We start from the raw sequence: 25,728 nt of genomic DNA, 5'->3' as shown, positions 1-25,728 counted from the left end.
CACACCATAACCGATATTTGGCGCAGGGGAAGACTTTTCGCGCGCGTTGCGCCGCTCAAAATGATCTTGAGGCGCCGTTGGATAGACTGACCTGCATATTGCCTCCGTAGCTCAGGTGGATAGAGCAAGGGCCTTCTAATCCCTAGGTCGGGTGTTCGAGTCACCCCGGGGGCACACGCTGGGACAGCTGTGACGATTGTGGCGTGAATGAGTGCGTCGTTGGTCGAAACGCGTACTCAGGTTGTTCGGGGTATTCCGCACCCAGTCGCCGATGAGGTTGCGACGGTAAAAAGCGCCGCTCACGGTGTGCTCAAACAGGTCGTGCGACTTTGCCGGTACCCGCTTCGGTCGCGATATGTCAGCATTGAGAAGTGAACGCACGCCAATTCGCTCGTTTGCTGGGTGCCGCAGTGGTGACAACCTGTACGACGCTGCTGAGCGCACCGATTCTCATTGCCTCCGCGTCTGCTGCACCCTGCCCCGACGTCGAGGTGACGTTCGCCCGCGGCACCGACGAGCCACCTGGTGTTGGTGGGGTCGGACAGGAATTTATCGATTCACTGCGCTCGCAGGTTAGGGGTCGATCCATCGAGGTATATCCGGTCAACTACCCCGCTACCGAAGACTTCGCCCCGTCGGCATCCGCCGGCGCCAGCGATGCGAGCGCTCACGTTCAGTCGATGGTTGCGAACTGTCCCAACACCAAGCTGGTGCTCGGCGGATATTCACAAGGCGCGGGGGTGATAGATCTGATCACCATCGCCCGAGCATCGGTCGCGGGCTTTAACGCCGCGACGCTATCGGCGGACGAGGCCGAGCATGTCGCTGCGGTCGCTGTCTTCGGGAATCCGACGACCAGATTTCTCGGGGGGCCGATAAGCGAGATCAGCCCATGGTATGGGCACAAGGCCATTGACTTGTGTGCGCCCGGCGATCCGGTTTGCTCTCCCGGGGGTCTGTCGCTGCCCACACATGACGAGCTGTTTTCCCCGGAGCACCTGTCCTATTTGCACTCCGGGATGCCCAGTCAGGCCGCAACTTTCGTGGCGAGCCAGCTCTAATGCATGTGTCGAGGACTACTTGCAGTAACGGGTTCCCACCCGGTGCCGAATCTCGGCTAAAACTGGTGTAGCACAACCAATACCGGCAACCTCGGAAAGCCGCACTGAGCGGCCGTTGGTCATCCCTGGGTTGCACGTTCGAGTCGTGCCGGGCACCGGTCGCACCAGCTGCGGCGGTGGGGGCGTGAGTCGCGAGTGGGCGCGCAGTCTCTGGCCAGACAAACAGACCCGCGCCGGGCAAGGGAACTGGGCGGTCCCCGCGCCGCGTCTGCAGGATCGCCGTCTCGGGACGACTGAGCCTATGGCATGCCGACGTCCAGGCTGACGAGCCTCGCAGTATCGCCGGGTGGAGTTAACCGGGTGCGCCGGGGTTGCCGGCGGTGCCGGGCGCGCCGTCGAGGCCATCACCCCTCGTCAGGGTTCCGGAACCACCGGCACCTCGGGTGCCGGCGGTTCCGCCCGTACCACCCGCCCCGGCCGCACCGCCCAAACCCGCCGCACCTCCGCTGCCCGAGGCCGCGCCGAACAACCCTCCGGATCCACCCGCGCCGGCGACACCGCCCGCGCCGCCCCCGCCGGCGCGGGGGGGTCCGGAGGGGTGGTCGGCGCCGCCCCGGGCAGCGGAGGCGCGCCGGGGGTGGGGCGGGCCGCGCGAATGAGTACGTAGGTGATGGCAGTGAAGGTGAGATAGACGGTTATGGTTGTAAATGAGGCGCCGCCCGCGGAGAAGACCACAGGGAGTGCCGTCGCCGGCGCAAAGGGTTTATAGGAGACGGCCCTGTTGGCCGGTACCGCCGGCCCCGCCCGCACCACCCACGCCACCATGGCCGCCATTACCGGCCAACAGGCCGCCCTGACCTCCGGCTCCGCCGCTTCCGCCCGCGCCGCCGTTGCCGCCGGACACCGAGCTCGCGGCCCCATTGCCGCCGGCACCACCGTGGCCGCCCGAGGTGAGGTTGTGACCCGCGACCACGGAGCCGGCGCCGCCGGCGCCGCCGGCTCCACCTGCGCTGCCGGGAGCCACGCCGTTGGTCCCATCACCACCGGCACCACCGGCGGCGGAGCCGGCACCCAGAACCGTCGCGCTGCCACCGATACCGCCGTCGCCGCCAGCGCCGCCAGCGGCGGCGGTGCCGCCGTTGCCGCCGTCACCGCCCGTGGCGGTGACCCCGCTGCCGCCCATGGTGGATGTTGCGCTAGCGCCGTTGCCGCCGGTGCCACCGCTGGGTGTCGAGTCGGTGCCGGTGCCGCCGCTGGTTCCGCTATCGCCCGTTTGACTACCAGGCCCGGACACGGCGTCGGGGCTAATGCCAGGGGCAGCGGCGGTACCGACGGGGGAATTGACACCGTTTGCCCCGGCGACGCCAGCACCGCCATGGCCCCCGGCACCGCCGCTGCCGATCAATAGGGCGTTCCCGCCGGCACCGCCGTTGCCACCAGTCCCACCGGCGGTAATGGCGGCTCCGCCATTCCCACCAACCCCACCGTTGCCGTACAACCACCCGCCGTGGCCGCCGTTGCCACCGGCCGCACCGGCGCCACCGGCTCCACCAGCCCCACCGTTGCCGATCAGCCCCGCAGCCCCGCCGTTGGTGCCCGCCACTCCCGGAGTCGTACTCGTATAACCCGCGCCACCATTGCCATACAAAATCCCCCCACTACCACCGCTTTGCCCCGGCGCAGTCGCATCGGCGCCGTTGCCGATCAGTGGGCGCCCGAACAGCGCCTGAGTAGGCGCATTCACCACAGCCAATACGTCCCGCTGCAAGGACTGCAACGGCGAGGTATTGGCGGCCTCCGCCGCCGCATACGCACCCGCGCCAGCATTGAGAGCCCGGACGAACTGCGCATGAAACACCGCGGCCTGAGCACTCAGCGCCTGATATTCGTAGCCGTAGGTGCAGAACACCTTCGCGATCGTCGCCGACACGTCATCGCTAGCCGCGGCCAGCACCTGCGTCGTCGAGCTGGCCGCCGCCGCATTGGCCGCCCCAATCGTCTCGTCGATCTCGGCCAAGACGGCCGCCGCAGCCGCCTGAAAATCAGGACTCGCGATCACAAATGACGACATCAACGGCCTCCATCGGGACGAGGCCCACCCGACCCCGCATAGACATTTGGGACAGTGCTGGTGCGGGAGACCGACGCGGCTGTCGACGACGGCGAATCCGGGGTAGGCCAGGCCGCTACGGCACCGAACGCCATCGCCGCCGTTGACACCGCCATGCGGCCGTCTCCTCGCGCGTAGAAACCTCCGACTGTCGAATCGTCGACCAACGAACTCACGCAGGGGCCGTAGCCGACTACCTAATCCCCAACCGTCGATGCCCTCGAACTACCCCAGTGAGACCACCGAGATGAAGTCGGCGGGGCCCTCGTCGCCTGGCGACCGCGACCGCATCGGTCGCTCGGACGCGGGCAATTTGCCTCTCGCCCTACACGGCGACGCGTGTGGCGCGGGTGGGTGCACGCAAAGGGCTTCCAATCCGGTTCGGGATACTGCATCCGAAACAAAAAACGGAGGTTGCTAGATGGCCGAATCCGATCTCGTCTTGTACAGCGTCGATAAGCGCGTCGCGCTGATCACCGTGAACGACCCGGACCGGCGCAACGCCGTCACCGACGAGATCTCCGCCCTGCTGCGCGCCGCAGTGCAGCGGGCCGAAACCGACCCCGATGTGCACGCCGTAGTGGTCACCGGAGCGGGCAAAGCCTTCTGCGCCGGCGCGGATCTAAGCGCCTTGGGCGCCGGTATCGGCGGCGAAGCCAAATCCGGATTGCTGCGACTCTACGACGGATTCATGGCCGTCGGCAATTGCGTCCTGCCGACCATCGCGGCGGTCAATGGCCCGGCCGTTGGGGCCGGCCTGAACCTGGCACTGGCCGCCGACGTGCGCATCGCCGGACCTGACGCAATGTTCGACGCCCGTTTCCAGAAGCTGGGCATACATCCCGGCGGGGGTGCGACCTGGATGCTGCACCGCGCGGTAGGACCGCAGGTCGCCCGGGCGGCGCTGTTGTTCGGCATGCGTTTCGATGCCGAATCCGCTGTGCGCCACGGGGTCGCGCTCGGCGTCGCCGACGATCCCGTCGCCGCGGCACTCGAGCTGGCCACGGGGCCCGCCGCCGCGCCACGCGAGGTAGTGCTGGCAACCAAGGCCACCATGCGCGCTACCGCCAGCCCCGGGTTACTCGACAACGAGCAACACGACCTCGCCAAGCGCTTAGAGCTTGGGCCACAAGCGAAATCGGTCCAGTCGCCCGAGTTCGCCGCACGTTTGGCCGCTGCAAAAGGGCAAGTACGTAGCGAGTAACCGATCTGGTGTCGGGCGCGGCGATGGGGAAACCCATATCGCGTTTCCATCACATCTGGTCGCCGCTGGCCGGCACCCGACCGGCCGCCCGTTACAGGTCCAACAGCGCGGTCTCGGGCGACTCAATCAGATCCCGCAGCTCACAGACGAATTGAGCCACCTGAGCACCGTCAGCGACGCGGTGGTCGAACACGCAGGTCAACATCATCGTTGGACGCACCACGACCTCGTCGCCGACGGCCACCGGGCGAGGCTTGATAGCTCCGATCCCCAAGATCGCCGCTTCGGGATGATTAATCACCGGGACACCGTCGTCCACTCCCAGCGCGCCAAAGTTTGACACGGTGAAGGTGGAGCCCCGCAGCTCCGCCGGCGTGAGGGTGCCCTCGCGAGCGCCGGTAATCAATTCGGCTGTCCGGCTGGCTAGTTCGCGAGTGGTTTTGTTGTGAGCGTCAGTGATCACCGGGACCAGCAGTCCGCGATTGGTGGCCACACCGAAGCCCAAGTGCACGCCACGATGGACGTTCACTTGGGGGCCCTGAGGCGACTCGACCCAGGTCGAGTTAAGAATCTCGTTGTGCGTCAACGCAATAACCACGAGACGTAATGTCAATACGAACGGTGTGATCTCCGGTGCAACCGAACGAAACCGGTCGGACAGCCGCTGCAGTTCGGTGCAAGCAACCTCAACGCTGGCGATCGCGGCCGGAATCTCTTTGTGGGACAACGCCATTTTCTCGGCCATCCGAGCCTGAACACCGTGGACCTGCCGCACATCTGCCGCCTCGACATGAGAGGCCGCCAGCACGTCCGCTCGGGTGATCACGCCGCCGGTGCCCGAACCTCGAGGAAGCGAGGCCAAGTCAACCATCAGCTCCTTGGCCAACTTGCGCGCCGGAGGTGCGGCGAGCGGCCGGCTTGGGCGCCGGCTGGTGTCGATGCCCGAGTCTGCTCCGTAGCCGACCAGCGTTGGTACGTCGGCCTCGCCATTCGTCCGCGACGGCATCTCCGGCTTCACATCACCATTCAACTGCTCGGTGTCAATGCGGACCAAAATCTCACCGACTTTGATCACATCACCGACATCGCCTGTCGAGCCGCCGATTTCGACGATCCGCCCGGCGTACGGGCTCGGGATCTCGACCTCGGCCTTGGCGGTCTCCACCGTGCACAACGTCTGGTTGAGCTCAACGTCATCACCGACGGCGACCTCCCAGCACGTCACCGTCACGTCCTCCAGTCCCTCACCGAGGTCTGGCACCCGGAAAGACTTGACCCGACCCTCGGCGCTCATGGCAGTGTCAGTACGCGCTCGACGCAATCCAGCAGCCGGTCGGGACCCGGCAGCCACAATCTCTCCAAGCGCGCCGGCGGGTACGGAGTGTCAAAACCGCACGCTCGCAATACTGGAGCCTCCAGCTCGTAGAACATCTCCTCCTGGATGCGCGCGGCCAAGCCGGCGCCATAGCCCAGGCTTCGCGGGCCCTCATGCATCACCACGCAACGCCCGGTCCGATGGATCGACGCTGCGATCGTGTCGAAATCCAACGGGACAAGCGACCGCAGGTCGATGACCTCCAGGCTCCAACCGTGTTGCCGTTCAGCGTCTTCCGCAGCGGACAGGGCGGTGCCGACGAGGCCGCCGTAGGTTATGACGGTCACGTCGGTGCCTGGCCTGCGCACCATCGCCTGCCCGATCGGAGGTTCCGGCCGGCTGGTATCAACCATTCCGCGACCCTGGTAACGCCGCTTGGGCTCCAGATACATCACCGGGTCCGGACAAGCAATCGCGTGCCTCAGCAGCCAATAGCCGTCGCCGGGGTTAGCCGGAACCACCACCTTCAAGCCGGCGGTGTGCGCCCAGTAGGACTCTGTGGACTCCGAATGATGTTCGGCCGCACCGATACCGCCAAACGACGGGATCCGCACGGTGACCTGCATACTCACCTCGCCGCGGGTACGGCTCCGGTATTTGGCGAGATGGCTAACCACCTGATCCAAAGCCGGGTAAGAAAAGCCATCGAATTGGATCTCGGGCACTGGTACAAAACCACGCAGCGCCAACCCCACCGCGATGCCGATCAATGCGGACTCGGCCAGCGGAGTGTCGAAGCACCGCTCCTCGCCAAATGTTTCGGCCAGTCCCTCGGTCACTCGGAACACCCCGCCCGCTGCGGAAACGTCCTCGCCGAACACCAGGACCCGGTCGTCGGCAGCCATCGCATCATGCAATGCTCTGTTGATCGCCTGCACCATGGTCAACTGCCGCGCGACGTCCGCCACCGCCACCGTGAGTGTTTCGTCCGCCTGGGCCGGACGATCGGCGATTTGAGTCACGCCCGCCTCCTCACTCGGCCCTGGCCAGTTCGGCGCGCAACTGTTGGCGCTGCGCTTGCAATCCGGGAGTGATTTCGGCGAACACGGTGGTGAATACGTCATCGATGTCGAAGTCAGGCGCACCGAACACCGCGTCACGCAATTCGGCCCGCGTCCGCTTCGATCGGGCGGCCACTCGCTCCTCCAACCGTTCTGACCACACGCCCTGGGCCTGCAAGTACGCGCGGTACCGCGGAACGGGGTCCAGCGCCAGCCAGCGATCCACTTCCTCCTGGTTCCGGTACCGGGTTGGATCGTCGGCAGTGGTGTGCGCCCCAAGTCGATAGGTGACCGCCTCGATCAACGTCGGGCCGCCGCCGGACCGGGCCCGGGCGGCGGCTTCTGCCATCACCGTGTAGCACGCCAGGACGTCGTTGCCATCCACGCGGATGCCGGGCATCCCGTAGCCAAGCGCCTTGTGCGCGATAGAGGGCGCAGCCGTTTGCTTGGATACCGGCATCGAGATGGCCCACTGGTTGTTCTGCACATAAAAAACGCACGGCGTCGTGAAAACCGCGGCGAAGTTCAACGCTTCGTGGACGTCACCCTCGCTGGTGGCGCCGTCGCCAAGGAACGCCACCGTCACCGAATCCTCACCGAGGCGTTGCGCAGCCATCGCCGCGCCGACGGCGTGCAAGGTCTGGGTGCCGATCGGTACGGACATCGGCGCGCAGCATTTCTTGGTGAATTCCAGCCCACCATGCCAGGTACCCCGCCACGCGGCACCTACATGTCCGGGAGGGATACCGCGGATGAGGTAGGCGCCGAGCTCGCGGTATTGGGGAAATAGCCAGTCAGTCTTGCGTAGACACGCAGTCGCACCAACCTGCGCGGCCTCCTGGCCACGGCAGGAGGCGAACAGCGCCAATTCACCTTGACGCTTCAGATTGATGAACTCGATGTCCAGCTCCCGAGTGAGCACCATCATCTCGTAGAGCCAGCACAGCGTCTCCTCAGGAAGGTCACGGCTGTAACGACGTTCGGCGGTCGGGTTCCCCTCCGGGTCGACGAGTTGCACCGGCACCAGGTCGACAGTCATCGGCTTTGGAGAGCTCTCCGCCATACCGCCTCCCAACTTCGGAGCCACAACGCGGTCACGCCGTCAGCAGATGCCGTCCTTCCGATAACGGATCACCAGTCAACTGCGTTCCATCCTTTGCGTCGACGCCAGTGGTGCGGCGGGCCCAGCAAAATCCCGAAAGCGAACTGCTACGAGCCGAAGTCGACCGCCAGTCCGCGATACACTTCGGCTCGCCGCAACACTGACGCACTTTCCATTATGCGCTCAAATGCGAAGACACCGCGGCTGATCGCCGGAACCCGTCGCCGTGTCGCACGCTTCGGCGAGGAACGCCTGCCATCAGCTCAGCGCCCCGCCGATGACCCCGACAACAGCGAGCCAGCAACCGTCACTCAGGCACCGACTCCCCCGCCCGGCGCAGCATCATTTCCGCGTGCCGCAGGACTGGCGAGTCGACCATTTGTCCTTCGAACGCAAACACCCCACGCTCGTTTCGTGACGCGGCCAAAACCCGTCGCGCCCAGGCCAGCTTCTCGTCGCCAGGCCTATAGGCCTTGCGCACCACCGGGACCTGGCTCGGGTGGATGCAGACGGTCACATCGAAGCCCACCGTCGCGGCGTCGATCGCCTCCTCCTGTAAGCCCTCGATGTCACGGATGTCCAGATGTACGGCATCGAGCGCCAGCCGGCCGAACGCGGACGCCGCCAGCAGGATCATCGACCGCACGTGGCGCGTCACATCCCGATAGCCGCCGTCGGCCCTACGGCTGGAGCTGCCGCCCAGGGTCGCGATCAGGTCCTCGGCACCCCACATCATCCCCACGGTGTTCTCGGCAGCGGCGATTTCGGCGGCGAACAACGCGCCGCGCGCGGTCTCCACTAGGGCGATGACATCGCGTGGCGCAAGTGCGGCCACCTGCTCGGCCGATTCGGCCTTCGGCAGCATCACTGTCGTGTACGCCGTACTGGCCAGAGCCTCTAGGTCACGAGCCTGGTCATCGGTGCCGGCCGCGTTGATTCGCACGACGGTACGCGCCGGGTCCAGCGGGGTGTCCCGCAGCGCCTGGCGCGCGACGGGCTTCTCCTGCGCGGCAACGCCGTCCTCGAGGTCCAGGATCACCACGTCGGCGGCAGCGGCCGCTTTCGCGAAACGTTCGGGGCGGTCCGCCGGGCAAAACAGCCAGCCGGGACCGGCGTCGCGCAGGCTCATCGCGTCTCCTCGCCGGGCCGCTTCTGTACCAGGGTCGTTCGTACTGCGCGTGCGACGATCTCGCCGTGCTGGTTGCGCCCGGTGTGCTCAAGCGTGACTATCCCCTCGCCGGGCCGGCTTTTGGACTCGCGCTTGCCGGTACAGACCGTCTCCGCATACAGGGTGTCGCCGTGAAACACCGGCTTGGGGAACGACACCTCGGAGAAGCCGAGGTTGGCCACGATGGTGCCCAGCGTCAGCTGGGTAACCGACAGCCCGACCAGGGTCGACAGAGTGAACATCGAGTTCACCAGCCGCTCGCCACGAAAGCCCGGTTGTTGGGCGGCCCACGCCGCATCGAGATGCAGCGACTGGGTGTTCATCGTGAGCGTGGTGAACAGCACGTTGTCGGCTTCGGTGATCGTGCGGCCGGGCCGGTGCAGGTACGTCGTGCCGATTTCGAATTCCTCGAACCACAAACCCCTTTGAATGATCTTCGCGCCGACTGTGAATCCTGCTTCGCGACACGCCGATTCAGCGTCACCAGATTCACCGTCGCCGGCCCGCTCGGTCTTCTCGCCGGTCATGAGAGCCCCAGCGAGCGTGCGATGAGCATTAGCTGCACCTCGGTGGTGCCTTCGCCGATCTCGAGTACCTTGCTGTCGCGGTAGTGACGCGCCACCGGATATTCGTTCATGAAGCCGTATCCGCCGTGGATCTGGGTGGCGTCGCGGGCGTTGTCCATCGCCGCCTCCGAGGAGATCATCTTGGCGATCGCCGCTTCTTTCTTGAAAGGTTTGCCCGCCAACATCTTTGCGGCCGCCTCGTAGTATGCGGTACGGGCGACGTGCGCACGCGCTTCCATCCGCGCGATTTTGAAGCTGATCGCCTGATAGGAACCGATCGGCTGGCCGAACGACTGCCGTTCCTTGGCGTACTTGACGCTCTCGTCCACGCAGCCCTGCGCCGCTCCAGTTGCCAACGCAGCGATGGCAATCCGGCCCTCGTCCAAGATGGACAAGAAGTTCGCATAGCCGGTGCCGCGGGCGCCCAGCAGGTTCTCCCGCGGGACGCGGACCTCATCGAATGTCAGCGGGTGGGTGTCTGAGGCGTTCCAGCCGACCTTGTTGTAAACCGGCTCCACGATGAATCCCGGTGTGCCGCTGGGCACTATGATCGTTGAGATCTCTTTCTTGCCGTCCGCTGAGCTTCCAGTGCTCCCGGTGACCGCTGTGACGGTAACCAGCGAGGTGATGTCGGTGCCGGAGTTGGTGATGAACTGCTTGCTGCCGTTGATGATCCATTCGTCACCCTCGAGACGGGCCGTGGTGCGGGTGCTGCCCGCATCCGAACCCGCTCCCGGCTCAGTGAGCCCGAACCCGGCAAGCGCGCAGCCGGCGGTCAGGTCCGGCAACCACTTGCGCCGCTGCTCCTCGGTACCGAACCGGTAGATCGGCATCGCACCGAGTCCTACCCCGGCCTCCAGGGTGATCGCCACCGACTGGTCGACCTTGCCCAGCTCTTCGAGTGCTAGGGCCAGGGCGAAGTAGTCGCCGCCCATACCGCCGTACTCCTCCGGGAACGGCAGCCCGAACAAGCCCATTTCGCCCATCTTGGCGACGACCTCGTACGGGAAGCTGTGCTCCGCATCGTGTTTGGCCGATACCGGAGCAACGACGCTGCGCGCGAAATCGGCCACCGTGTCGCGCAGTTCCTCGTATTCCTTGGGTAGCGTCCCTCCCGAAAAGGAGGCAATGGTTGTCGTCATGATTCTCTAATCCTCGATCTATTCGGCCGGCTTAAACCTGGCCAGCACCTGCTCAACTTTCACCTGATCGCCGACCGACACCAGAACCTCTACTTGTCCCGAAACCGGTGCGGTAAGCGGGTGTTCCATCTTCATCGCCTCGACGACCACCACCACGTCGCCCTCGGAAACGTCGGCGCCCGAAGTGACCGGCACGGCAATCACATTGCCGGGCATGGGGCTGACGACCTCGGCCTGGCGCTCACCCACCGCACGGTGAATCTTGTGCTCCTCGGCCTCCCGCAGGTGCCAGGTTCCGCGTTCGTCGGCGATCCACAGGTGCCGGTCGGCCTCAGCCCAGCGATAATCCCGACGCAGCCCGTCTATCGTCACGCTCATCTCTGAGTGCGTGACTTGCACACTCGCAGAAACGATCTCACCATCGCCGACCTGCACCCTGGCCGTCTCCGGTAGCCCCCACACCGACACCGTCTCACTGCGCAGCGGCGTTTGCATGGCGGTGCGCACCGGCGCCGCACCCCCGCCGACCCGCCATCCGGTCGGCGCGGCCCACAGGTCTCCCGCGGCCCGGCGGGACAGTGCCCACTGGCGGTAAAGGCCCCCCGCGGCCAGCACGTCGTCGGGCGCCGGCAGCGGCACGAAGTCGGCCAATCGCTCGTCCAGTAGAGCGGTGTCGAGGTCGCCGGCACGCACCCGCTCGTCGGTAAGGAGGAACCGCAGGAATTCCAGATTGGTCTGCACGCCCAGGACCGCGGTCCGGGCCAGCGCTTCATCGAGCCGCTGCAGCGCCTGCTCGCGGTCGTCCGCGTGGGTGATCACCTTGCTCAGCATTGGGTCATAGTCACTACCGACCACCGTGCCGGCCAGCAGCGACGAGTCCACTCGCACCCCGGCACCTGACGGTTCGAGCACCTGCAGCACGCGGCCGCCGGTGGGCAGGAATCCCCGCGCGGGATCCTCCGCGTAAATCCGGGCCTCGATCGCGTGACCGCTCAGTTCGATGCCGTCCTGCGCAAAGGCCAGCTTTTCGCCGGCACCCACCCGTAGCTGCCACTCGACAAGGTCCAGCCCGGTCACCGCCTCGGTGACCGGATGTTCCACCTGCAGGCGGGTATTCATCTCCATGAAGAAGAACTCATCGGGGCGGTCGGCCGAGACGATGAATTCCACCGTGCCGGCGCCGACATAATCGACGCTACGGGCGGTGTTGCAGGCCGCGGCCCCGATCCGGTCGCGGGTCTGCGGGTCAAGCAGTGCAGACGGCGCCTCCTCGATGACCTTCTGGTGGCGTCGTTGCAGGCTGCACTCACGCTCACCCAGATGCACCACGTTGCCGTGGGTGTCCGCGAGCACCTGCACCTCGATGTGCCTGGGCCGCAATACAAATCGCTCCAGGAACAGGGTGTCGTCACCAAACGACGATCCGGCCTCACGGCGCGCGCTTGCCAGCGCCGCACGCAGCCGGCCCGGGTCTTCGACCAGCCGCATGCCTTTGCCGCCCCCGCCAGCGGACGGCTTGATCAGCACCGGATAGCCAACCTCGGCGGCTGCCGTGACGAGCTCGTCGTCCGTCAGGCCCGGCTTAGCGACCCCGGGAACCACCGGCACGTCGAATGCGGCGACGGCGTTCTTGGCGGAGATCTTGTCGCCCATGACCTCGATCGCGCGCGCTGGCGGTCCTAAGAACACGACTCCCGCTTGCTCACAGGCGGCCGCGAAATCGGCGTTCTCGGAAAGAAACCCGTAACCCGGATGGATCGCCCGGGCACCGGTGCGCACCGCAGCATCAATCACGCGAGCGACATTGAGGTAGCTCTCGCGGGCCGCGGCGGGTCCCAGCCGCACGGCCGTGTCAGCTTCGACGACATGCCGGGCGTCGGCATCCGGATCGCTGTAGACCGCGACCGACCGGATGCCCAGCCGACGCAGCGTTCGGATAACCCGCACCGCGATCTCGCCGCGGTTGGCCACTAATACGGTGTCAAACATCACGTCACATCCGGAACACGCCGTAGGAGACTTGTTCTAGCGGAGCGTGTGCACACACCGAAAGAGCCAACCCAACAACCGTTCTCGTGTCAGCAGGGTCGATGATGCCGTCATCCCATAGGCGCGCCGTCGAGTAGTACGGGTTGCCCTGGTCCTCGTACTGCTGGCGGATCGGCGCCTTGAACGCTTCCTCCTCCTCGGGCGACCAGGGATTGCCGGCCGCAGACAGCTGCTCGCCGCGCACCGTCGCGAGCACCGACGCCGCCTGCTCGCCACCCATCACCGAGATCCGCGCATTCGGCCACATCCACAAGAACCTCGGCGAGTACGCCCGGCCGCACATCGAATAGTTGCCCGCGCCATAGGATCCGCCGATCACGACGGTCAGTTTCGGCACGCGCGCGCACGCGACGGCGGTGACCATCTTGGCGCCATGCTTGGCGATGCCGCCGGCCTCGTAGTCGCGGCCCACCATGAAGCCCGCGATGTTCTGCAGGAACAGCAACGGGATCTTGCGCTTGTCGCACAGCTCGATGAAATGTGCTCCCTTGAGAGCGGATTCGCCGAACAACACACCGTTGTTGGCGACGATCCCGACGGGGTGGCCGTGGATGCGCGCAAAGGCGGTCACCAGTGTCTTGCCGTATTTGGCCTTGAACTCACTGAATTCGCTGTCGTCGACCAGGCGCACAATGACCTCGTGCACGTCGTAGGGCACCCGGGGGTCGGGGGGTACGACGTCGTAGAGCTCGGTCTGCGCATGCTTGGGCTCGACCGAATGGCCTACCTCCCACTGCGCAGGGTCTCGCGGCGCAAAGGTGGCCGCGATCGACCGGACGATCCGCAGCGCGTCCTCGTCGTCCTCGGCCAGGTGGTCAGTGACACCAGATACTCGCGAGTGCAGATCGCCGCCGCCGAGTTCCTCGGCCGTCACAATTTCGCCGGTGGCGGCCTTGACCAGCGGCGGGCCACCAAGAAAGATCGTGCCCTGTTCGCGGACGATAACCGCCTCATCGCTCATTGCCGGTACATAAGCGCCGCCCGCGGTGCACGAGCCGAGAACCGCCGCCACCTGCGGGATGCCCTTGGCGCTCATCGTCGCCTGGTTGTAGAAGATCCGCCCGAAGTGCTCGCGGTCGGGAAACACCTCGTCCTGGCGCGGCAGGAACGCGCCGCCGGAGTCGACCAGGTAGATGCACGGAAGCCGATTCTGCAGCGCGACCTCCTGCGCGCGCAGGTGTTTCTTGACCGTCATCGGGTAGTACGTACCGCCTTTGACGGTCGCGTCATTGGCGACGATCACGCACTCCCGTCCCGACACTCGACCAATACCGGTGATAATTCCGGCGCCCGGGGACTCGTCGCCGTACATGCCGCCAGCGGCCAGCGGAGCCAGCTCGAGGAATGGGCTGCCCGGATCCAAGAGGCGGTCCACCCGTTCGCGCGGCAGAAGCTTGCCACGGCTGACGTGACGCTCGCGTGCGCGTTCGTTGCCCCCCAGAGCGGCGGCGTCAAGCTTGTCGTTCAGCTCTGCAACCAGCCGGCGGTGCTCGTCGGCAAACGAGGGCGCGATAGTTGTCACCTTGTCGCCAAGTCCCGAAGCACAAGGGGTGGTTGAGTTTTCGCGATCACCTCTTCGACCGACACGTCCGGTGCGGTTTCGATCAGGTGCAGGCCGTCGTCGCACACGTCGATGACGGCGAGTTCGGTGACGATGCGGTTGACGCAGCCGATGCCGGTCAACGGCAACGTGCAGCGTTCGAGGATCTTTGGGCTGCCGTCTTTGGCCGCGTGCTCCATCATCACGATCCCCTTGCGGGCGCCGTGCACCAGATCCATCGCGCCCCCCATGCCCTTGACCATCTTGCCGGGGATCATCCAGTTGGCAAGGTCACCAGTGACCGAAACCTGCATGGCGCCAAGGACTGCCACGTCCAGATGCCCGCCGCGGATGATTCCGAATGAGGCCGACGAGCTGAAGAACGCGGCACCTGGCAATGTGGTTACGGTCTCCTTGCCCGCGTTGATAAGGTCGGCGTCGACATCTTCGCGCCGAGGGTATGGGCCGACACCGAGGATTCCGTTCTCCGAATGCAAGACGACATGGACGCCCTCGGGTATGTGGTTCGGAATCAGAGTGGGCATGCCGATGCCAAGGTTGACGTATTGCCCGTCCTCGAACTCCGCCGCGACCCGCGCTGCCATCTGGTCTCTAGTCCAGGTCATTTGGCGCCGCTCCTCCTCATCGCTTCGCTCTGCATCGTCGCCGACGCGGTCATTTGGCGCCGCTCCTCATCGCTTCTGCCTCGAGTGTCACGCCAGCGTGACGCGCGGCGCCGAACGCCGCGCTGGCGTGACACTCAGCGAAGTACATATTCGTCGGCGCGGTCACCGCACCGTCTCCTTCTCAATCTTCTTCACCGGATTGGGTACGTGCACGACCCGCTGCACGAACACGCCTGGTGTGTGGACGGTGGCGGGATCGATCTCTCCGGGTTCGACGAGGTGCTCGACCTCGGCAATCGTGATCCGCCCGGCCGGCGCGCATTCCGGATTGAAGTTTCCTGCTGCGTAGCGGTACACCAGGTTGCCGTGCCGGTCGCCCTTCCAGGCGTGCACCAGGGCGAAGTCGGTTCGAATACCCCGCTCGAGAACATAGGTGACACCGTCGAACTCGCGCGTCTCCTTGGGCGGCGACACCACCGCCACCGCGCCGGAGGCGTCGTAGCGCCACGGCAGTCCACCGTCCGCGATCTGGGTGCCAACCCCGGCCGGCGTATAGAAGGCCGGTATGCCCATCCCGCCGGCGCGGAGCCGCTCGGCCAGGGTTCCCTGCGGGGTCAGTTCTACCTCGAGCTCGCCGGACAGAAATTGGCGGGCGAATTCCTTGTTCTCCCCTACATATGATGAGACAGTTCGACGAATTCGTTTGTGCTGCAACAACACCCCAAGACCGACGCCGTCAACGCCGCAGTTGTTCGACACCGTTTCCAGATCGGTGACGCCGCGGTCCGCCAGCGCGGCGATCAGCGCTTCGGGAATGCCGCAAAGCCCGAATCCCCCGACCGCCAGGGACGACCCATCGGTTATGTCCGCGACCGCCTCCGCGGCGGTAGCCACCACCTTGTCCATTACCGTCGGGCCTCCGATTTCAGTTAATCCTGATTAACTGGCTGTGAGAATACCACCGCACTTGCGATCGCGTCCAGAACGGAACTTCACCCTTGACGAGCGAGGTACTCGATCTATCGCCTGTTGGCGCATCTCCACTTTTGCTGTGGCCGCGGTTCCTCCGCCTAGCGCCTACACGCGACAAACTCGAGTTAATGGCGAATAACTCGTGCTACGTTAGTGACGATTAACCGATGTGTCGAGGATGAGTTGTGGACGGAGGCCGTCATGACAGCGTCCGCCCCTCACGGCCAAGCCGGCCAGCACGGCCAGCCCGGCCAGCCCGGCCAGCCCGAGGTCCCAAATCGTCGCAGCCAGTTGAAGTCCGACCGGCGTCTGCAACTGCTGTCAGCCGCCGAACGGCTGTTCGCCGAGCGCGGTTTCCTCGCGGTGCGGCTGGAGGACATCGGTGCCGCCGCCGGCGTCAGCGGCCCCGCGATCTACCGCCATTTCCCCAACAAGGAGTCGCTGCTGGTCGAACTGCTGGTCGGGATCAGCGCCCGGCTTCTCGCCGGTGCGCGCGACGTGACGGCTCGCAACCCCGACCCCGTGGCGGCACTGGACGGTCTCATCGATTTTCACCTCGACTTTGCCCTCGGTGAGCCAGACCTCATCAGGATCCAGGATCGTGACCTTGCACACTTGCCCGCCACCGCCGAGCGGCAGGTCCGGAAGGCCCAGCGGCAGTACGTGGAGGTCTGGGTGGGCGCATTGCGTGAACTGCACCCCGCCCTGGCCGAGGCCGACGCTCGGCTGATGGCGCACGCAGCATTCGGCCTGCTCAATTCCACACCGCACAGCATGAAATCGGCGGATGCCAAGCCGGCACGCGCGGTGCGTTCCCGCGCCGTCATGAAGGCGATGACGGTCGCGGCACTCATGGGCGGCGATCAGTAGCCGGTTGCTGATCTGTCGGGGAACGCGGGAATGACATACCGAGCGAAAAGGCGCATCTGTTCCAGCATTTCGTCGACGGTATTGGCGACGAACAAGGTCGCATAGAACCCATCCAACCCAGCCTCTTCGAAGGCAGCGACCTTGGCGCACACCTGTTCTGGAGTCCCGATGAGATTGTCGGCGACATACTTATCCAGGCTCACGCCCTTCATCATGGTGTCCCGCAACGACGTTCGGAACAGCTCGAAGGTGGAGGCCTCAAGTCGTTCGCGAGCCTGCTCGGCGGTCGCCGCAAGGCACACAACGGTCTGCAAACCGATCGTGACATCGGCGGGATCCCGTCCTGCGGCCCGCGCATATTCCGCTATTTGCCCGCGGCCAGCGGCGATTTCGGCTGGCCCCAGCTTGGCCGGCAGCCAGCCTTGGCAACGCTCCCCCGCCCGTCGGATCGCACCTCGTGCGTTGCCACCGGAAAAGATCGGCAGCGGAGACTGGACCGGCTTCGGGTACGACTCGACGTCGCAAAAACGTCGGTACTTGCCGTCATAAGTCGACCGCGGATGCTCAAACAGAATGCGCAATGCGTCAATACCCTCGGTCATCAGCCGGGTACGTGACGCATCGGCCAAATCCGGTGTGACTGCTTCAAATTCGTCGCGATAGCCACCGGCTGCCACCGTTAATGTGACGCGGCCGCCACTGATGTGGTCCAGCGTGGCAACCTGCTTGGCAAGCAGAACCGGGTCACGCATTGGCAAGACGAGGATCCCTGTGGCAAGCCGTACCACAGAGGTCTTGGCGGCGATCGAAGCCAGCATCATCAGGGGCTCGAAGTAATCCGGCGGCGCCGACCACGCTTCGCGCACGAACTGCTGCGTGCTCAGATGATCGTTGCCGGCGACCTCGTAATAACCAAGTTCTTCGGCCTCGACCGCGATCTGAATCACCTCGTCGGCCGTGGCAAAGGGAACCGGATACGCCATGCCGGCCAGACACGTGGGTACGTCAATCCCGAACTTCACGGTGTCCACCTCCGGGGCTTAAGCCCGTTTTCTTCAGCATTCGTTCAAGAATCACTGTACCCGTGGCTCACTCATACATCAACATTCGTTGAAGAACTGTTCCGGAGCACTCCGGCGACGCTGCTCCACATCGCCCGGTACCCTGCAACCCATGAGGTGGACATGAGCGATCCACGTCGACCCCAGCGGTTTGGTCCCCCTCTATCAGGGGGACCGACCGCGCCGCAGGGTCCCCCAAATACGCCGCCGGTCGATCCGGCTTACGCCGGCCAGGCACCCTATGCGCCCAGCTACGGAGGTCACATCCCCCAGTGGGCGCCGGGGTCCAACGAACCGAATCCAACCCAGCGGTTGCCCCAGTACTGGCAGCAAGGCCAGGCGTCAGGTTCGATGCCGCCGGAGGGTCCGGAGCCACCGCAAGAGCCGAAAACACCGCGCTGGTTGTGGTTTGCCGCGGGCGCGGCGGTGCTCCTGGTGGTCGGCTTGGTCATCGCGTTGGTAATCGCAAACATTTCGGTCAAGAACCAAACTGCGGTCGAACCCTTGCCCCCGATGCCCGGGCCAAGTTCGCCCCTGCCGACCACAACAAGGACGCCACCCACGCCCAGCGCGGCGCCGGCGCCGACGACTACGAGTGGCACGGGTACGCCCACCGAAACGACCGGCGCCGCGGCGATGCAAACCGTCGTCTACAACGTCACTGGCGAAGGCCGCGCGATCAGTGTCAGCTACCTAGACACCGGCGACGTCATACAGACCGAGTTCAACGTGGCGCTGCCATGGACGAAAGAGGTCAGCCTGTCGAAGTCGACCGAGCACACCGCGAGCGTCACGATCGTCAACATCGGCCACGACATCACCTGCTCGGTGACCGTGGCCGGGGTCCAGGTGCGCCAGCGCACCGGAGCGGGCTTAACCATCTGCGACGCCCCGACGAGCTAGGGCAGTTCGGTCACGGCGGCGGTCGTGCCATGCCGCGGAACTCGTACCGCCAGCATTGCCACGAGTCCCACCAGCAGCACCAGGCATATGCCACCCAGGCCGGCGCGAACCGCGTTGAACGCATCGACGAAGACGGAAAACAACCACGGTGCCATGAAGGCCACCGCTCGACCCGTCATCGTGTACAGACCGAAGGCCACCCCCTCCTTGCCGTGCTGAGCCATCCGCAGCAACAGTGCACGAGCAGATGACTGCGACGGCCCGATGAATAGACACAGCAGCAGTCCGCACACCCAGAACGCCACCGCGCCGGACAACGCCATCAGGGTGAGCGCCGATGCGAGGATGGCGGCCAACGACACGACGATGACCGGCTTTGAACCGACCCAGTGGTCGACGAAGCCGCCCAGCACCGCACCCAGCGCGGCCACCACACTTGCAGCCACACCAAACACCAGCACGTCGGCTTGGGCGAGACCGTAGACGTTGACGCCAAGCACCGCACCGAAGGCGAACATCGCCGCCAGCCCGTCTCGAAAGATGGCGCTGGCGATCAGGAAGTAGACGAGGTTGCGGTCCCGGCGCCATTCGGCGCTGATGTCGGTCCACAATTTTCGATAGCCGCCCAGGATGCCCGTGGAGTGAGAGACCTCGTTTGCCCCGGGTAGCCGGTGCGCGACAAATAACAGCGGCAGCGCCAACATCGCCAGCCATGCCGCAGCCAGCAGCATCGCTACCCGGACGTTGAGTCCGTCGTTGGTGGGCAACCGCAGCAGCCCGCGGACCTCACCGGTGCCGGACATGAAGCCCAGATAAACCAGAATCAGCAGCAGGACGCTGCCGACATAACCCGAGGCCCAGCCGAAGCCGGAGACCCGGCCGGCCGTCTCCGGCGTCGAAAGCTGCCTCAGCATCGCGTTGTACGGAACGCTGGCCAGGTCACCACACGCCGCCGTCGCCGCAAGCAGCGCCAGTCCGGCGAACAGATAGCCCGGACTATCGCGGATCAAGAACATCGCACACGTCAGCCCCACTGCGAGGCCGGTCAACACGCCCAACGCCACTCGTCGGCGATGTGGCGACTCCACCCACACGCCGACCACGGGCGCCAGGACTGCGATGGTCACCCCGGCGGTGGCGCCCGCGCGCCCCAACCAGCTCTCCGGCGCGGCACCGCCGGGCATGCCCTCACCCACACTGCTGGTCAGGTAAACGGAGAACACAAACGTCGTCACGATCGCATTCAGGCCAGTGGAGCCGCAGTCCCACAGCGCCCACGCCGCGACCCGCAAACGCAGCATGGCCGACCTCGACCGTATTGCGCCTCGCCCTACGACCGGGCTTCGCCCACCGCTTTCAGCCTGTAATTTTGCAGGCCCGCTCTCGCTGTTTGTCTGCGGATTTACAGGCTCGGCAAATGGGCGATGGTCTTCAGCTGCACCCGGGCCCGAGTTATCCATGCCCGGCAGCCTATTGGGATTTGTAGCGACCCGCTGCGCCCGGCTACGCCGCGCTTGCGATCGCTACGTTGGGATTTGTAGCGACCCGCTGCGCCCGGCTACGCCGCGCTTGCGATCGCTACGTTGGGATTTGTAGCGACCCGCTGCGCCCGGCTACGCCGCGCTTGCGATCGCTACGTTGGGATTTGTAGCGACCCGCTACGCCCGGCTACGCCGCGCTTGCGATCGCTACGTGTCTACGATTGGCCGCATGCCGATACCCGCCCCTAGCCCCGACGCACGTGCCGTTGTCACCGGAGCCTCGCAAAACATCGGCGAAGCACTGGCCACCGAACTTGCCGCACGCGGGCACAGCCTGATCGTCACGGCACGACGCGAAGATGTCCTCACCGATCTGGCGACGCGGCTGGTCGACAAGTATCGCATCGCCGTGGAAGTGCGACCCGCCGATCTCGCGGACCCCGGGGAACGAGCGAAACTCTGCAATGAACTGGCCGCACGGCCGATCTCGATCTTGTGCGCCAACGCGGGTACCGCGACCTTCGGTCCGGTCGCCACACTGGACCCGGCGGGTGAAAAAGCTCAGGTGCAGCTGAATGCCCTTGGCGTGCACGACCTTACGTTGGCGGTGCTGCCCGGGATGATCGAGCGCGGGGCCGGGGGCATTTTGATTTCTGGTTCGGCAGCGGGCAATTCGCCGATTCCGTACAACGCCACGTACGCCGCAACCAAGGCGTTCGCGAACACCTTCAGCGAATCGTTGCGCGGTGAACTGCGTGGTTCGGGTGTGCACGTCACGCTGCTGGCCCCGGGCCCGGTGCGCACCGACCTACCCGATGACACCGAAAGGTCACTCGTGGAAAAGCTGGTGCCGGATTTCTTGTGGATTTCAACCGAGCACACCGCCCAGTTGTCCCTGGATGCGTTGGCGCGCAACAAGATGCGTGTCGTTCCGGGGTTGACGTCGAAGGCGATGTCGGTAGCGAGTGGATACGGTCCCCGCGCTATCGTGGCGCCGATCGTGGGTGCCTTCTACAAAAAGCTCGGCGGCGGGTAGCCGCTATTTCCGACGGCGACGCCCGGAGCCGAAGATGCTGCGTACGGCTTCGCGTATCGCCGTGTTGATGCCGCTCTTCACCGTCGGATTCCTCAGCACTTCCTCCCACATGGCGGGGCCCTTCGGCTCCGCGGGAGCCGGCATCGGCGGGACCTCGATTTCGTCCGGCCAAGGCAGCGGGTCATACCGCCCGTGCGACGGAGTCTGACCTGCCTCTGGCTGGGTAGTGACTTGTGCATCCGGCTTGTGTTCTATCGTCCGGCCGTATTTGGCCTGCAGTGGACTGTCTTTGGCCGCGGCGGCGATCGCGTCGGTGCCGATCGAGGCCATCAGCGACCGGGGCACCCGCATGCGCGTCCACGCCACCGGTGTCGGCGCCCCCTTCTCCGACAACACGGTGACGACGGCCTCACCGATTCCCAGTGATGTCAGCGCCGACTCCAAGTCGTATACATCGGTTTTCGGGTAGGTGCGCACCGTCCTGCTGAGCGCCTTCTGGTCATCGGGAGTGAATGCCCGCAGCGCGTGCTGGATCCGGGCACCCAACTGGGACAGCACATCGTTGGGCAGATCGGTCGGTAGCTGCGTACAGAAGAACACCCCGACGCCCTTGGAGCGGATCAGCTTGACGGTTTGTTCGACCTGCTCGAGAAAGGCTTTGGACGCATCGGCGAACAACAGGTGTGCCTCGTCGAAAAAGAACACCAGCTTGGGCTTGTCCACGTCACCCACCTCGGGCAAGGACGTGAACAGTTCGGACAGCAACCACATCAAGAAGGTGGAAAAGATGACCGGCCGCACCGACTGACCGCTGAACTCAAGCAGCGAGATGATGCCCTGACCCTGCTCGTTGGTGCGCTGCAGGTCCTGTGGGTCGAGCTTGGGCTCGCCGAAGAAAGTGTCGCCGCCCTCGGCGTCGAGGTTAACCAGCGCACGCAAGATGACACCCGCCGTCGTGGGCGACACACCGCCCAAAGATTTCAGGTCGGCTTTACCCTCTTCGCTGGTCAGGTGGCTAATTGCCCGGCGCAGGTCGTCCAGGGTGACCAGCCGACGGTCTTTGGCCCAATGGAAGATCAGCCCCAGCGTCGACTCTTGAGTAGCGTTGAGCCCCAACACTTTTGACAGCAGAACCGGACCGAAGCTGTCGACGGTCGCACGCACCGGGACCCCAATTCCGCTGGTACCCAACGACAGGAACTCGACCGGAAATGCGGTCGGCGTCCAGTTGTCCCCGGTGTCTTTTGCGCGTGCGGCGGTCTTGTCGTTGCCCTCCCCCGCCCGGGCCAGACCGGATAGGTCGCCCTTCACGTCGGCCATGAGCACGGCCACACCCGCCGCGCTGAGCTGCTCGGCGATCAGCTGCAACGTCTTGGTCTTGCCGGTTCCGGTCGCGCCCGCCACCAGACCGTGCCGGTTGACGGTGGCCAGCGGAATGCGAATCTGTGCGGTCGGGTCGGCGTTGCCGTCAACCACGACAGTGCCCAGCTCGAGCGCCTGACCTTCTACGGCATAACCGGCTGAGATCCGCTTTGCGGGCGTGCCCGCAGAGTCAGTGGTCATTGGTTCCCCTTGCAGTGCGGCAATTCATCACATTACTTGCCAGGGGGCGGCAGGTGTGTGGCTGACGTGGGCCTACGCTGAGCGCTGTGCGTGACGAATTGGTGTGGATCGACTGCGAGATGACCGGGCTCGATTTGGGCGCCGACAAGTTGATCGAGATCGCGGTCTTGGTAACCGACGCCGATCTGAACATTCTCGGCGATGGAGTCGACGTGGTAATCCACGCCGACGACGCCGCGCTGTCGTCAATGATCGACGTAGTAGCCGAAATGCACTCGCGCTCTGGGCTAACGGCCGAAGTGAGGGCGTCCACAGTCGACATAGCGGCCGCCGAGACGATGGTGCTTGATTACATCAACGAGCACGTCAAGCTACCCAAGACGGCGCCGCTGGCGGGTAATTCGATTGCCACCGATCGTTCGTTCATCGCACGCGACATGCCCACGTTGGACTCGTTTCTGCATTACCGGATGATCGACGTCAGCTCGATCAAGGAACTCTGCCGACGCTGGTACCCGCGCATCTACTTCGGACAGCCGCCGAAGGGGCTCGCTCACCGGGCACTGGCCGACATTCACGAATCCATCCGCGAACTGCAGTTCTACCGCCGCACCGCGTTCGTGCCCCTGCCAGGGCCCTCTACCAGCGAAATCGCGGCGGTGGCCGCCGAGCTATCCAACGGGTCCGGCACGCACGAAGATATCGATTCGGCCGAGGAGCGTCCGAGCGGTTAATATCGACGTCGCCGCGGCTACGCCCGGCAATGGTGGCTGTAGTTCAGTTGGTAGAGCACCAGGTTGTGATCCTGGGTGTCGCGGGTTCGAGTCCCGTCAGCCACCCCAAACGCGCAGCAATGCGCTAGCCCCGATCGTGGCGACCCGCTGCGCCCGGCTCCGCCGCCCTTGCGATCGCCACTAACCACACCGTGGCGACCCGCTGCGCCCGGCTCCGCCGCCCTTGCGATCGCCACTAACCACACCGTGGCGACCCGCTGCGCCCGGCTCCGCCGCGCTTGCGATCGCCACTAGCGCCCCTTGGTCGCTAGCGACCAAGGGTCGCTAGGCGTTGGCGTTCCCGGCGCGCCACTGATCCCACGGGATGTTCCAATCGCCGAGGCCCTCGGTGCCGGGCAACGTGCCACCCACGGTGTTCATGATCTCCACGATGTCGCCGCGCTTGCTGTGGTCGTAGAACCACTGCGCATTACTCGGGCTCACATTCAGGCAGCCGTGACTGGTGTTGGTGTGGCCCTGCGCCCCCACCGACCATGGCGCCGAGTGCACGAAGACGCCGCTGTAAGAAATCTGCGTGGCCCAGTCGACATCGGTGCGATATCCGTTGGGCGAGTTGACGGGTACGCCGTAGGTCGACGAGTCCATGATGATGTGCTTGAACCGCGCGCCGACGGTGTAGATGCCGTTGGCGGTTGGGGTGCTGTCCTTGCCCATTGACGTCGGCATGGTCTTGACGACTTCGCCGTTGATTCGCACGGTCAATATCTTGGTGTTGTCGTCGGCGGTCGCGATCATCTCGTCACCGATGGTGAAGTGTGTCTTGACGTTGTCCTCGCCGAACATCCCTTCACCCAGGTCGACGCCGTAGGTGTTAACCGCAACGTCGATGGCCGTCCCTGACTTCCAGAAATGCTCTGGGCGCCAACGCACTTCACGGTTGTTCAGCCAGTAGAACGCGCCCTCAACGGGCGGGTTCGTGGTGATCTTGATGGCTTTCTCGGCAGCAACGCGGTTGGCGATGTTCTCGTCGAACCGGATGGCCACCGGCTGACCGACTCCCACGACCTCGCCATCGCCGGGCACGACGTACGGCATGGTCAGATGCGCGGGAGAACTGGTCTGGAAGGTCATTTGACGGTTGGCGGCGCCGCCCAGCCCGAACGCCTTAGCGTTCAGCGTGTAGCGCCGGTTGTAGCCCAGCTGCTCGGTGGTCTGCCAGTGCAGTCCGTCGGGGCTGAGCTGACCGCTAATTGCCCTACCGTTGTCGTTGACCATGGTTACCGACGCCAGCACCCCGTCGGCAACGCTCACGGTCACCGGCGCGTCCACCGTGACACCGACGGCACCGTCAGTCACCGAGGCGGTGAGCTTTGGAACCAACAGATCGGCGAACGGTGTGCCCTTGTCGACGATGACTTTCGCCGGCGCGGCAGTGCTGCCGCCGCTGCTGCACGCGCCGGTGAACACAGCAACCGGGATGAGGGCCGCAGCCAGCCACGATCGACGTCGGCGCAAAGGCGTCATCAAGTGACCTTCCAGACACATCTCACTTACTTTGGTCACCGCTGACCCTGGATTGTTCCCAGTATTGTAGTGCCTTACGGCCACACGCTGCGGAAGTCCGGCCCAATTGTTGCGGTCTAGTGCTCTAGGTCACCTGAGAATTTCGCTCTGCGACAGAATGCCTGTTATTGTCGCAAAGCGGTCTCTGGCCGACCAAGGCGCCGTTAGCTCAGTTGGTAGAGCAGCTGACTCTTAATCAGCGGGTCCGGGGTTCGAAACCCTGACGGCGCACAAATTACCTTCATCCACTCGTGCAATTAGGGATTCGAGCGTCACGCCAGGGCGGGAATCCTGCAACTTTTACGCCCAGAACACACCCTCGAAGCCGTCAATTCACATTGGACGCGGACGCTGCCCCATGCTCCGTCTCGCCTTAGCGATTCCTGACTCGGTGCACAACCACCACGACCACAACGGCCCCGACTCCGGCCAGTGACACCGTCACCGCAGGCTTCCTGACGAATTCGATCACCCGGGCCTTGACGTCATCGGCCAGACGGCGCGGGTTGGCGCGCTCAGCAAGAGAATCGACGGTCGCGGCCAACCGGTCGCGGGCGAGGTCGATCTCCTGCTTGATGGTGTCGGGATCGCGGTCCGCCAC

Annotated in this window: 22 protein-coding genes, 3 tRNA genes and 1 pseudogene; 10 read left to right on the top strand and 16 right to left on the bottom strand. The window is 65.0% G+C overall.

The window, feature by feature from the left end:
- The first annotated feature begins 100 nt into the window (after positions 1 to 100).
- From MSIMFI_RS15060 to MSIMFI_RS15050, 3 genes are all read left to right on the top strand, one after another.
- Positions 101 to 174: transfer RNA gene (locus MSIMFI_RS15060), tRNA-Arg, on the top strand.
- A gap of 197 nt (positions 175 to 371) precedes the next feature.
- Positions 372 to 1,061: a cutinase family protein gene (locus MSIMFI_RS15055; RefSeq protein WP_186243937.1), complete on the top strand. Its 690-nt coding sequence runs from the start codon at positions 372 to 374 to the stop codon at positions 1,059 to 1,061.
- 346 nt (positions 1,062 to 1,407) lie between these two features.
- Positions 1,408 to 1,728: a hypothetical protein gene (locus MSIMFI_RS15050; protein ID WP_191497804.1), complete on the top strand. Its 321-nt coding sequence runs from the start codon at positions 1,408 to 1,410 to the stop codon at positions 1,726 to 1,728.
- Between the two features lie 105 nt (positions 1,729 to 1,833).
- Here MSIMFI_RS15050 and MSIMFI_RS29275 read toward each other — a convergent pair.
- A pseudogene (locus tag MSIMFI_RS29275) lies at positions 1,834 to 3,132 on the bottom strand (PE family protein); the annotation flags it as partial.
- 460 nt (positions 3,133 to 3,592) lie between these two features.
- Here MSIMFI_RS29275 and MSIMFI_RS15040 point away from each other — a divergent pair.
- Positions 3,593 to 4,375 (top strand): enoyl-CoA hydratase, encoded by a 783-nt coding sequence (locus tag MSIMFI_RS15040; protein WP_191497802.1) that lies wholly within the window; start codon positions 3,593 to 3,595, stop codon positions 4,373 to 4,375.
- Positions 4,376 to 4,466: 91 nt separating this feature from the next.
- Here the strand turns inward: MSIMFI_RS15040 and MSIMFI_RS15035 are convergent, their stop codons facing one another.
- The 10 genes from MSIMFI_RS15035 to MSIMFI_RS14990 form a co-directional block, all read right to left on the bottom strand.
- The gene (locus tag MSIMFI_RS15035; RefSeq protein ID WP_191497801.1) at positions 4,467 to 5,669 is read right to left on the bottom strand and encodes a dihydrolipoamide acetyltransferase family protein; all 1,203 of its coding nucleotides are present in this window, start codon (positions 5,667 to 5,669) and stop codon (positions 4,467 to 4,469) included.
- Complete coding sequence (gene bkdB, locus MSIMFI_RS15030) at positions 5,666 to 6,712, bottom strand: 3-methyl-2-oxobutanoate dehydrogenase subunit beta (protein ID WP_191497800.1); 1,047 nt, start codon at positions 6,710 to 6,712, stop codon at positions 5,666 to 5,668. Before bkdB ends, MSIMFI_RS15035 begins: the two co-directional genes overlap by 4 nt.
- Positions 6,713 to 6,722: 10 nt before the next feature.
- A complete protein-coding gene (gene pdhA / locus MSIMFI_RS15025; protein ID WP_191497799.1) occupies positions 6,723 to 7,814 on the bottom strand; it encodes a pyruvate dehydrogenase (acetyl-transferring) E1 component subunit alpha in 1,092 nt (363 codons plus the stop codon).
- 346 nt (positions 7,815 to 8,160) lie between these two features.
- The gene (locus MSIMFI_RS15020; protein WP_191497798.1) at positions 8,161 to 8,982 is read right to left on the bottom strand and encodes an HpcH/HpaI aldolase/citrate lyase family protein; all 822 of its coding nucleotides are present in this window, start codon (positions 8,980 to 8,982) and stop codon (positions 8,161 to 8,163) included.
- Positions 8,979 to 9,548 (bottom strand): MaoC family dehydratase, encoded by a 570-nt coding sequence (locus MSIMFI_RS15015; protein ID WP_191497797.1) that lies wholly within the window; start codon positions 9,546 to 9,548, stop codon positions 8,979 to 8,981. Before MSIMFI_RS15015 ends, MSIMFI_RS15020 begins: the two co-directional genes overlap by 4 nt.
- The gene (locus MSIMFI_RS15010; RefSeq protein ID WP_191497796.1) at positions 9,545 to 10,729 is read right to left on the bottom strand and encodes an acyl-CoA dehydrogenase family protein; all 1,185 of its coding nucleotides are present in this window, start codon (positions 10,727 to 10,729) and stop codon (positions 9,545 to 9,547) included. The genes MSIMFI_RS15015 and MSIMFI_RS15010 overlap by 4 nt, the downstream gene beginning before the upstream one ends.
- Positions 10,730 to 10,747: 18 nt before the next feature.
- Positions 10,748 to 12,718 (bottom strand): acetyl/propionyl/methylcrotonyl-CoA carboxylase subunit alpha, encoded by a 1,971-nt coding sequence (locus tag MSIMFI_RS15005; RefSeq protein ID WP_191497795.1) that lies wholly within the window; start codon positions 12,716 to 12,718, stop codon positions 10,748 to 10,750.
- A gap of 4 nt (positions 12,719 to 12,722) precedes the next feature.
- The gene (locus tag MSIMFI_RS15000; protein ID WP_191497794.1) at positions 12,723 to 14,300 is read right to left on the bottom strand and encodes a carboxyl transferase domain-containing protein; all 1,578 of its coding nucleotides are present in this window, start codon (positions 14,298 to 14,300) and stop codon (positions 12,723 to 12,725) included.
- Entirely contained in the window at positions 14,297 to 14,944 is a 648-nt protein-coding gene (locus tag MSIMFI_RS14995) for a 3-oxoacid CoA-transferase subunit B (RefSeq protein WP_191497793.1), read from the bottom strand. The genes MSIMFI_RS15000 and MSIMFI_RS14995 overlap by 4 nt, the downstream gene beginning before the upstream one ends.
- Positions 14,945 to 15,106: 162 nt before the next feature.
- Entirely contained in the window at positions 15,107 to 15,850 is a 744-nt protein-coding gene (locus MSIMFI_RS14990) for a CoA transferase subunit A (protein ID WP_186243947.1), read from the bottom strand.
- A gap of 267 nt (positions 15,851 to 16,117) precedes the next feature.
- Here MSIMFI_RS14990 and MSIMFI_RS14985 point away from each other — a divergent pair, with 267 nt between their 5' ends.
- Positions 16,118 to 16,786, top strand: coding sequence for an SACE_7040 family transcriptional regulator (locus MSIMFI_RS14985; protein WP_191497792.1), 669 nt, complete (start codon positions 16,118 to 16,120; stop codon positions 16,784 to 16,786).
- On the opposite strand, the gene MSIMFI_RS14980 is transcribed toward MSIMFI_RS14985, so the two are convergent.
- Entirely contained in the window at positions 16,780 to 17,808 is a 1,029-nt protein-coding gene (locus tag MSIMFI_RS14980) for an LLM class flavin-dependent oxidoreductase (RefSeq protein ID WP_191497791.1), read from the bottom strand. The genes MSIMFI_RS14985 and MSIMFI_RS14980 overlap by 7 nt on opposite strands.
- Before the next feature lie 162 nt (positions 17,809 to 17,970).
- On the opposite strand from MSIMFI_RS14980, the gene MSIMFI_RS14975 reads away from it, so the two are divergent.
- Positions 17,971 to 18,750, top strand: coding sequence for an MmpS family transport accessory protein (locus MSIMFI_RS14975; RefSeq protein ID WP_191497790.1), 780 nt, complete (start codon positions 17,971 to 17,973; stop codon positions 18,748 to 18,750).
- Here the strand turns inward: MSIMFI_RS14975 and MSIMFI_RS14970 are convergent.
- Positions 18,747 to 20,051, bottom strand: a complete 1,305-nt coding sequence (locus MSIMFI_RS14970; protein ID WP_191497789.1) for an MFS transporter — start codon at positions 20,049 to 20,051, stop codon at positions 18,747 to 18,749. The genes MSIMFI_RS14975 and MSIMFI_RS14970 overlap by 4 nt on opposite strands.
- Positions 20,052 to 20,460: 409 nt before the next feature.
- Here MSIMFI_RS14970 and cmrA point away from each other — a divergent pair, with 409 nt between their 5' ends.
- Complete coding sequence (cmrA, locus tag MSIMFI_RS14965; RefSeq protein ID WP_191497788.1) at positions 20,461 to 21,267, top strand: mycolate reductase; 807 nt, start codon at positions 20,461 to 20,463, stop codon at positions 21,265 to 21,267.
- Positions 21,268 to 21,270: 3 nt separating this feature from the next.
- On the opposite strand, the gene MSIMFI_RS14960 is transcribed toward cmrA, so the two are convergent.
- Positions 21,271 to 22,830: a helicase HerA-like domain-containing protein gene (locus MSIMFI_RS14960; protein ID WP_191497787.1), complete on the bottom strand. Its 1,560-nt coding sequence runs from the start codon at positions 22,828 to 22,830 to the stop codon at positions 21,271 to 21,273.
- Positions 22,831 to 22,916: 86 nt separating this feature from the next.
- Between MSIMFI_RS14960 and orn the strand changes: the two genes are divergently transcribed.
- Together orn and MSIMFI_RS14950 are read left to right on the top strand one after the other, a co-directional pair.
- A complete protein-coding gene (gene orn / locus MSIMFI_RS14955) occupies positions 22,917 to 23,564 on the top strand; it encodes an oligoribonuclease (RefSeq protein WP_186243954.1) in 648 nt (215 codons plus the stop codon).
- Positions 23,565 to 23,596: 32 nt separating this feature from the next.
- Positions 23,597 to 23,672, top strand: a tRNA-His gene (locus tag MSIMFI_RS14950).
- A 216-nt stretch (positions 23,673 to 23,888) separates the two neighbouring features.
- Here MSIMFI_RS14950 and MSIMFI_RS14945 read toward each other — a convergent pair.
- Positions 23,889 to 25,109: a L,D-transpeptidase gene (locus tag MSIMFI_RS14945; RefSeq protein ID WP_224770268.1), complete on the bottom strand. Its 1,221-nt coding sequence runs from the start codon at positions 25,107 to 25,109 to the stop codon at positions 23,889 to 23,891.
- Between the two features lie 176 nt (positions 25,110 to 25,285).
- Between MSIMFI_RS14945 and MSIMFI_RS14940 the strand changes: the two genes are divergently transcribed.
- A tRNA-Lys gene (locus MSIMFI_RS14940) sits at positions 25,286 to 25,358 on the top strand.
- 142 nt (positions 25,359 to 25,500) lie between these two features.
- Here MSIMFI_RS14940 and MSIMFI_RS14935 read toward each other — a convergent pair.
- On the bottom strand, positions 25,501 to 25,728 hold the full coding sequence (locus tag MSIMFI_RS14935) for a DUF3618 domain-containing protein (RefSeq protein WP_191497785.1): 228 nt from the start codon (positions 25,726 to 25,728) through the stop codon (positions 25,501 to 25,503).

Source organism: Mycobacterium simulans, assembly GCF_900232995.1.
GTDB lineage: Bacteria > Actinomycetota > Actinomycetes > Mycobacteriales > Mycobacteriaceae > Mycobacterium > Mycobacterium simulans.
Note: the sequence above shows the minus strand (reverse complement) of the source record. Positions and strands in the feature narration are given on the sequence as shown.

Coding starts and splice junctions, on each gene's coding strand:
- MSIMFI_RS14990 (WP_186243947.1), bottom strand. CDS start 15,850: ATGGACAAGGTGGTGGCTACCGCCGCGGAGGCGGTCGCGGACATAACC.
- pdhA (WP_191497799.1), bottom strand. CDS start 7,814: ATGGCGGAGAGCTCTCCAAAGCCGATGACTGTCGACCTGGTGCCGGTG.
- MSIMFI_RS15040 (WP_191497802.1), top strand. CDS start 3,593: ATGGCCGAATCCGATCTCGTCTTGTACAGCGTCGATAAGCGCGTCGCG.
- MSIMFI_RS15015 (WP_191497797.1), bottom strand. CDS start 9,548: ATGACCGGCGAGAAGACCGAGCGGGCCGGCGACGGTGAATCTGGTGAC.
- MSIMFI_RS15020 (WP_191497798.1), bottom strand. CDS start 8,982: ATGAGCCTGCGCGACGCCGGTCCCGGCTGGCTGTTTTGCCCGGCGGAC.
- MSIMFI_RS14945 (WP_224770268.1), bottom strand. CDS start 25,109: ATGTGTCTGGAAGGTCACTTGATGACGCCTTTGCGCCGACGTCGATCG.
- MSIMFI_RS14970 (WP_191497789.1), bottom strand. CDS start 20,051: ATGCTGCGTTTGCGGGTCGCGGCGTGGGCGCTGTGGGACTGCGGCTCC.
- MSIMFI_RS14960 (WP_191497787.1), bottom strand. CDS start 22,830: ATGACCACTGACTCTGCGGGCACGCCCGCAAAGCGGATCTCAGCCGGT.
- MSIMFI_RS15010 (WP_191497796.1), bottom strand. CDS start 10,729: ATGACGACAACCATTGCCTCCTTTTCGGGAGGGACGCTACCCAAGGAA.
- MSIMFI_RS14985 (WP_191497792.1), top strand. CDS start 16,118: ATGACAGCGTCCGCCCCTCACGGCCAAGCCGGCCAGCACGGCCAGCCC.
- MSIMFI_RS14975 (WP_191497790.1), top strand. CDS start 17,971: ATGAGCGATCCACGTCGACCCCAGCGGTTTGGTCCCCCTCTATCAGGG.
- MSIMFI_RS14995 (WP_191497793.1), bottom strand. CDS start 14,944: ATGACCTGGACTAGAGACCAGATGGCAGCGCGGGTCGCGGCGGAGTTC.
- cmrA (WP_191497788.1), top strand. CDS start 20,461: ATGCCGATACCCGCCCCTAGCCCCGACGCACGTGCCGTTGTCACCGGA.
- MSIMFI_RS15005 (WP_191497795.1), bottom strand. CDS start 12,718: ATGTTTGACACCGTATTAGTGGCCAACCGCGGCGAGATCGCGGTGCGG.
- MSIMFI_RS15035 (WP_191497801.1), bottom strand. CDS start 5,669: ATGAGCGCCGAGGGTCGGGTCAAGTCTTTCCGGGTGCCAGACCTCGGT.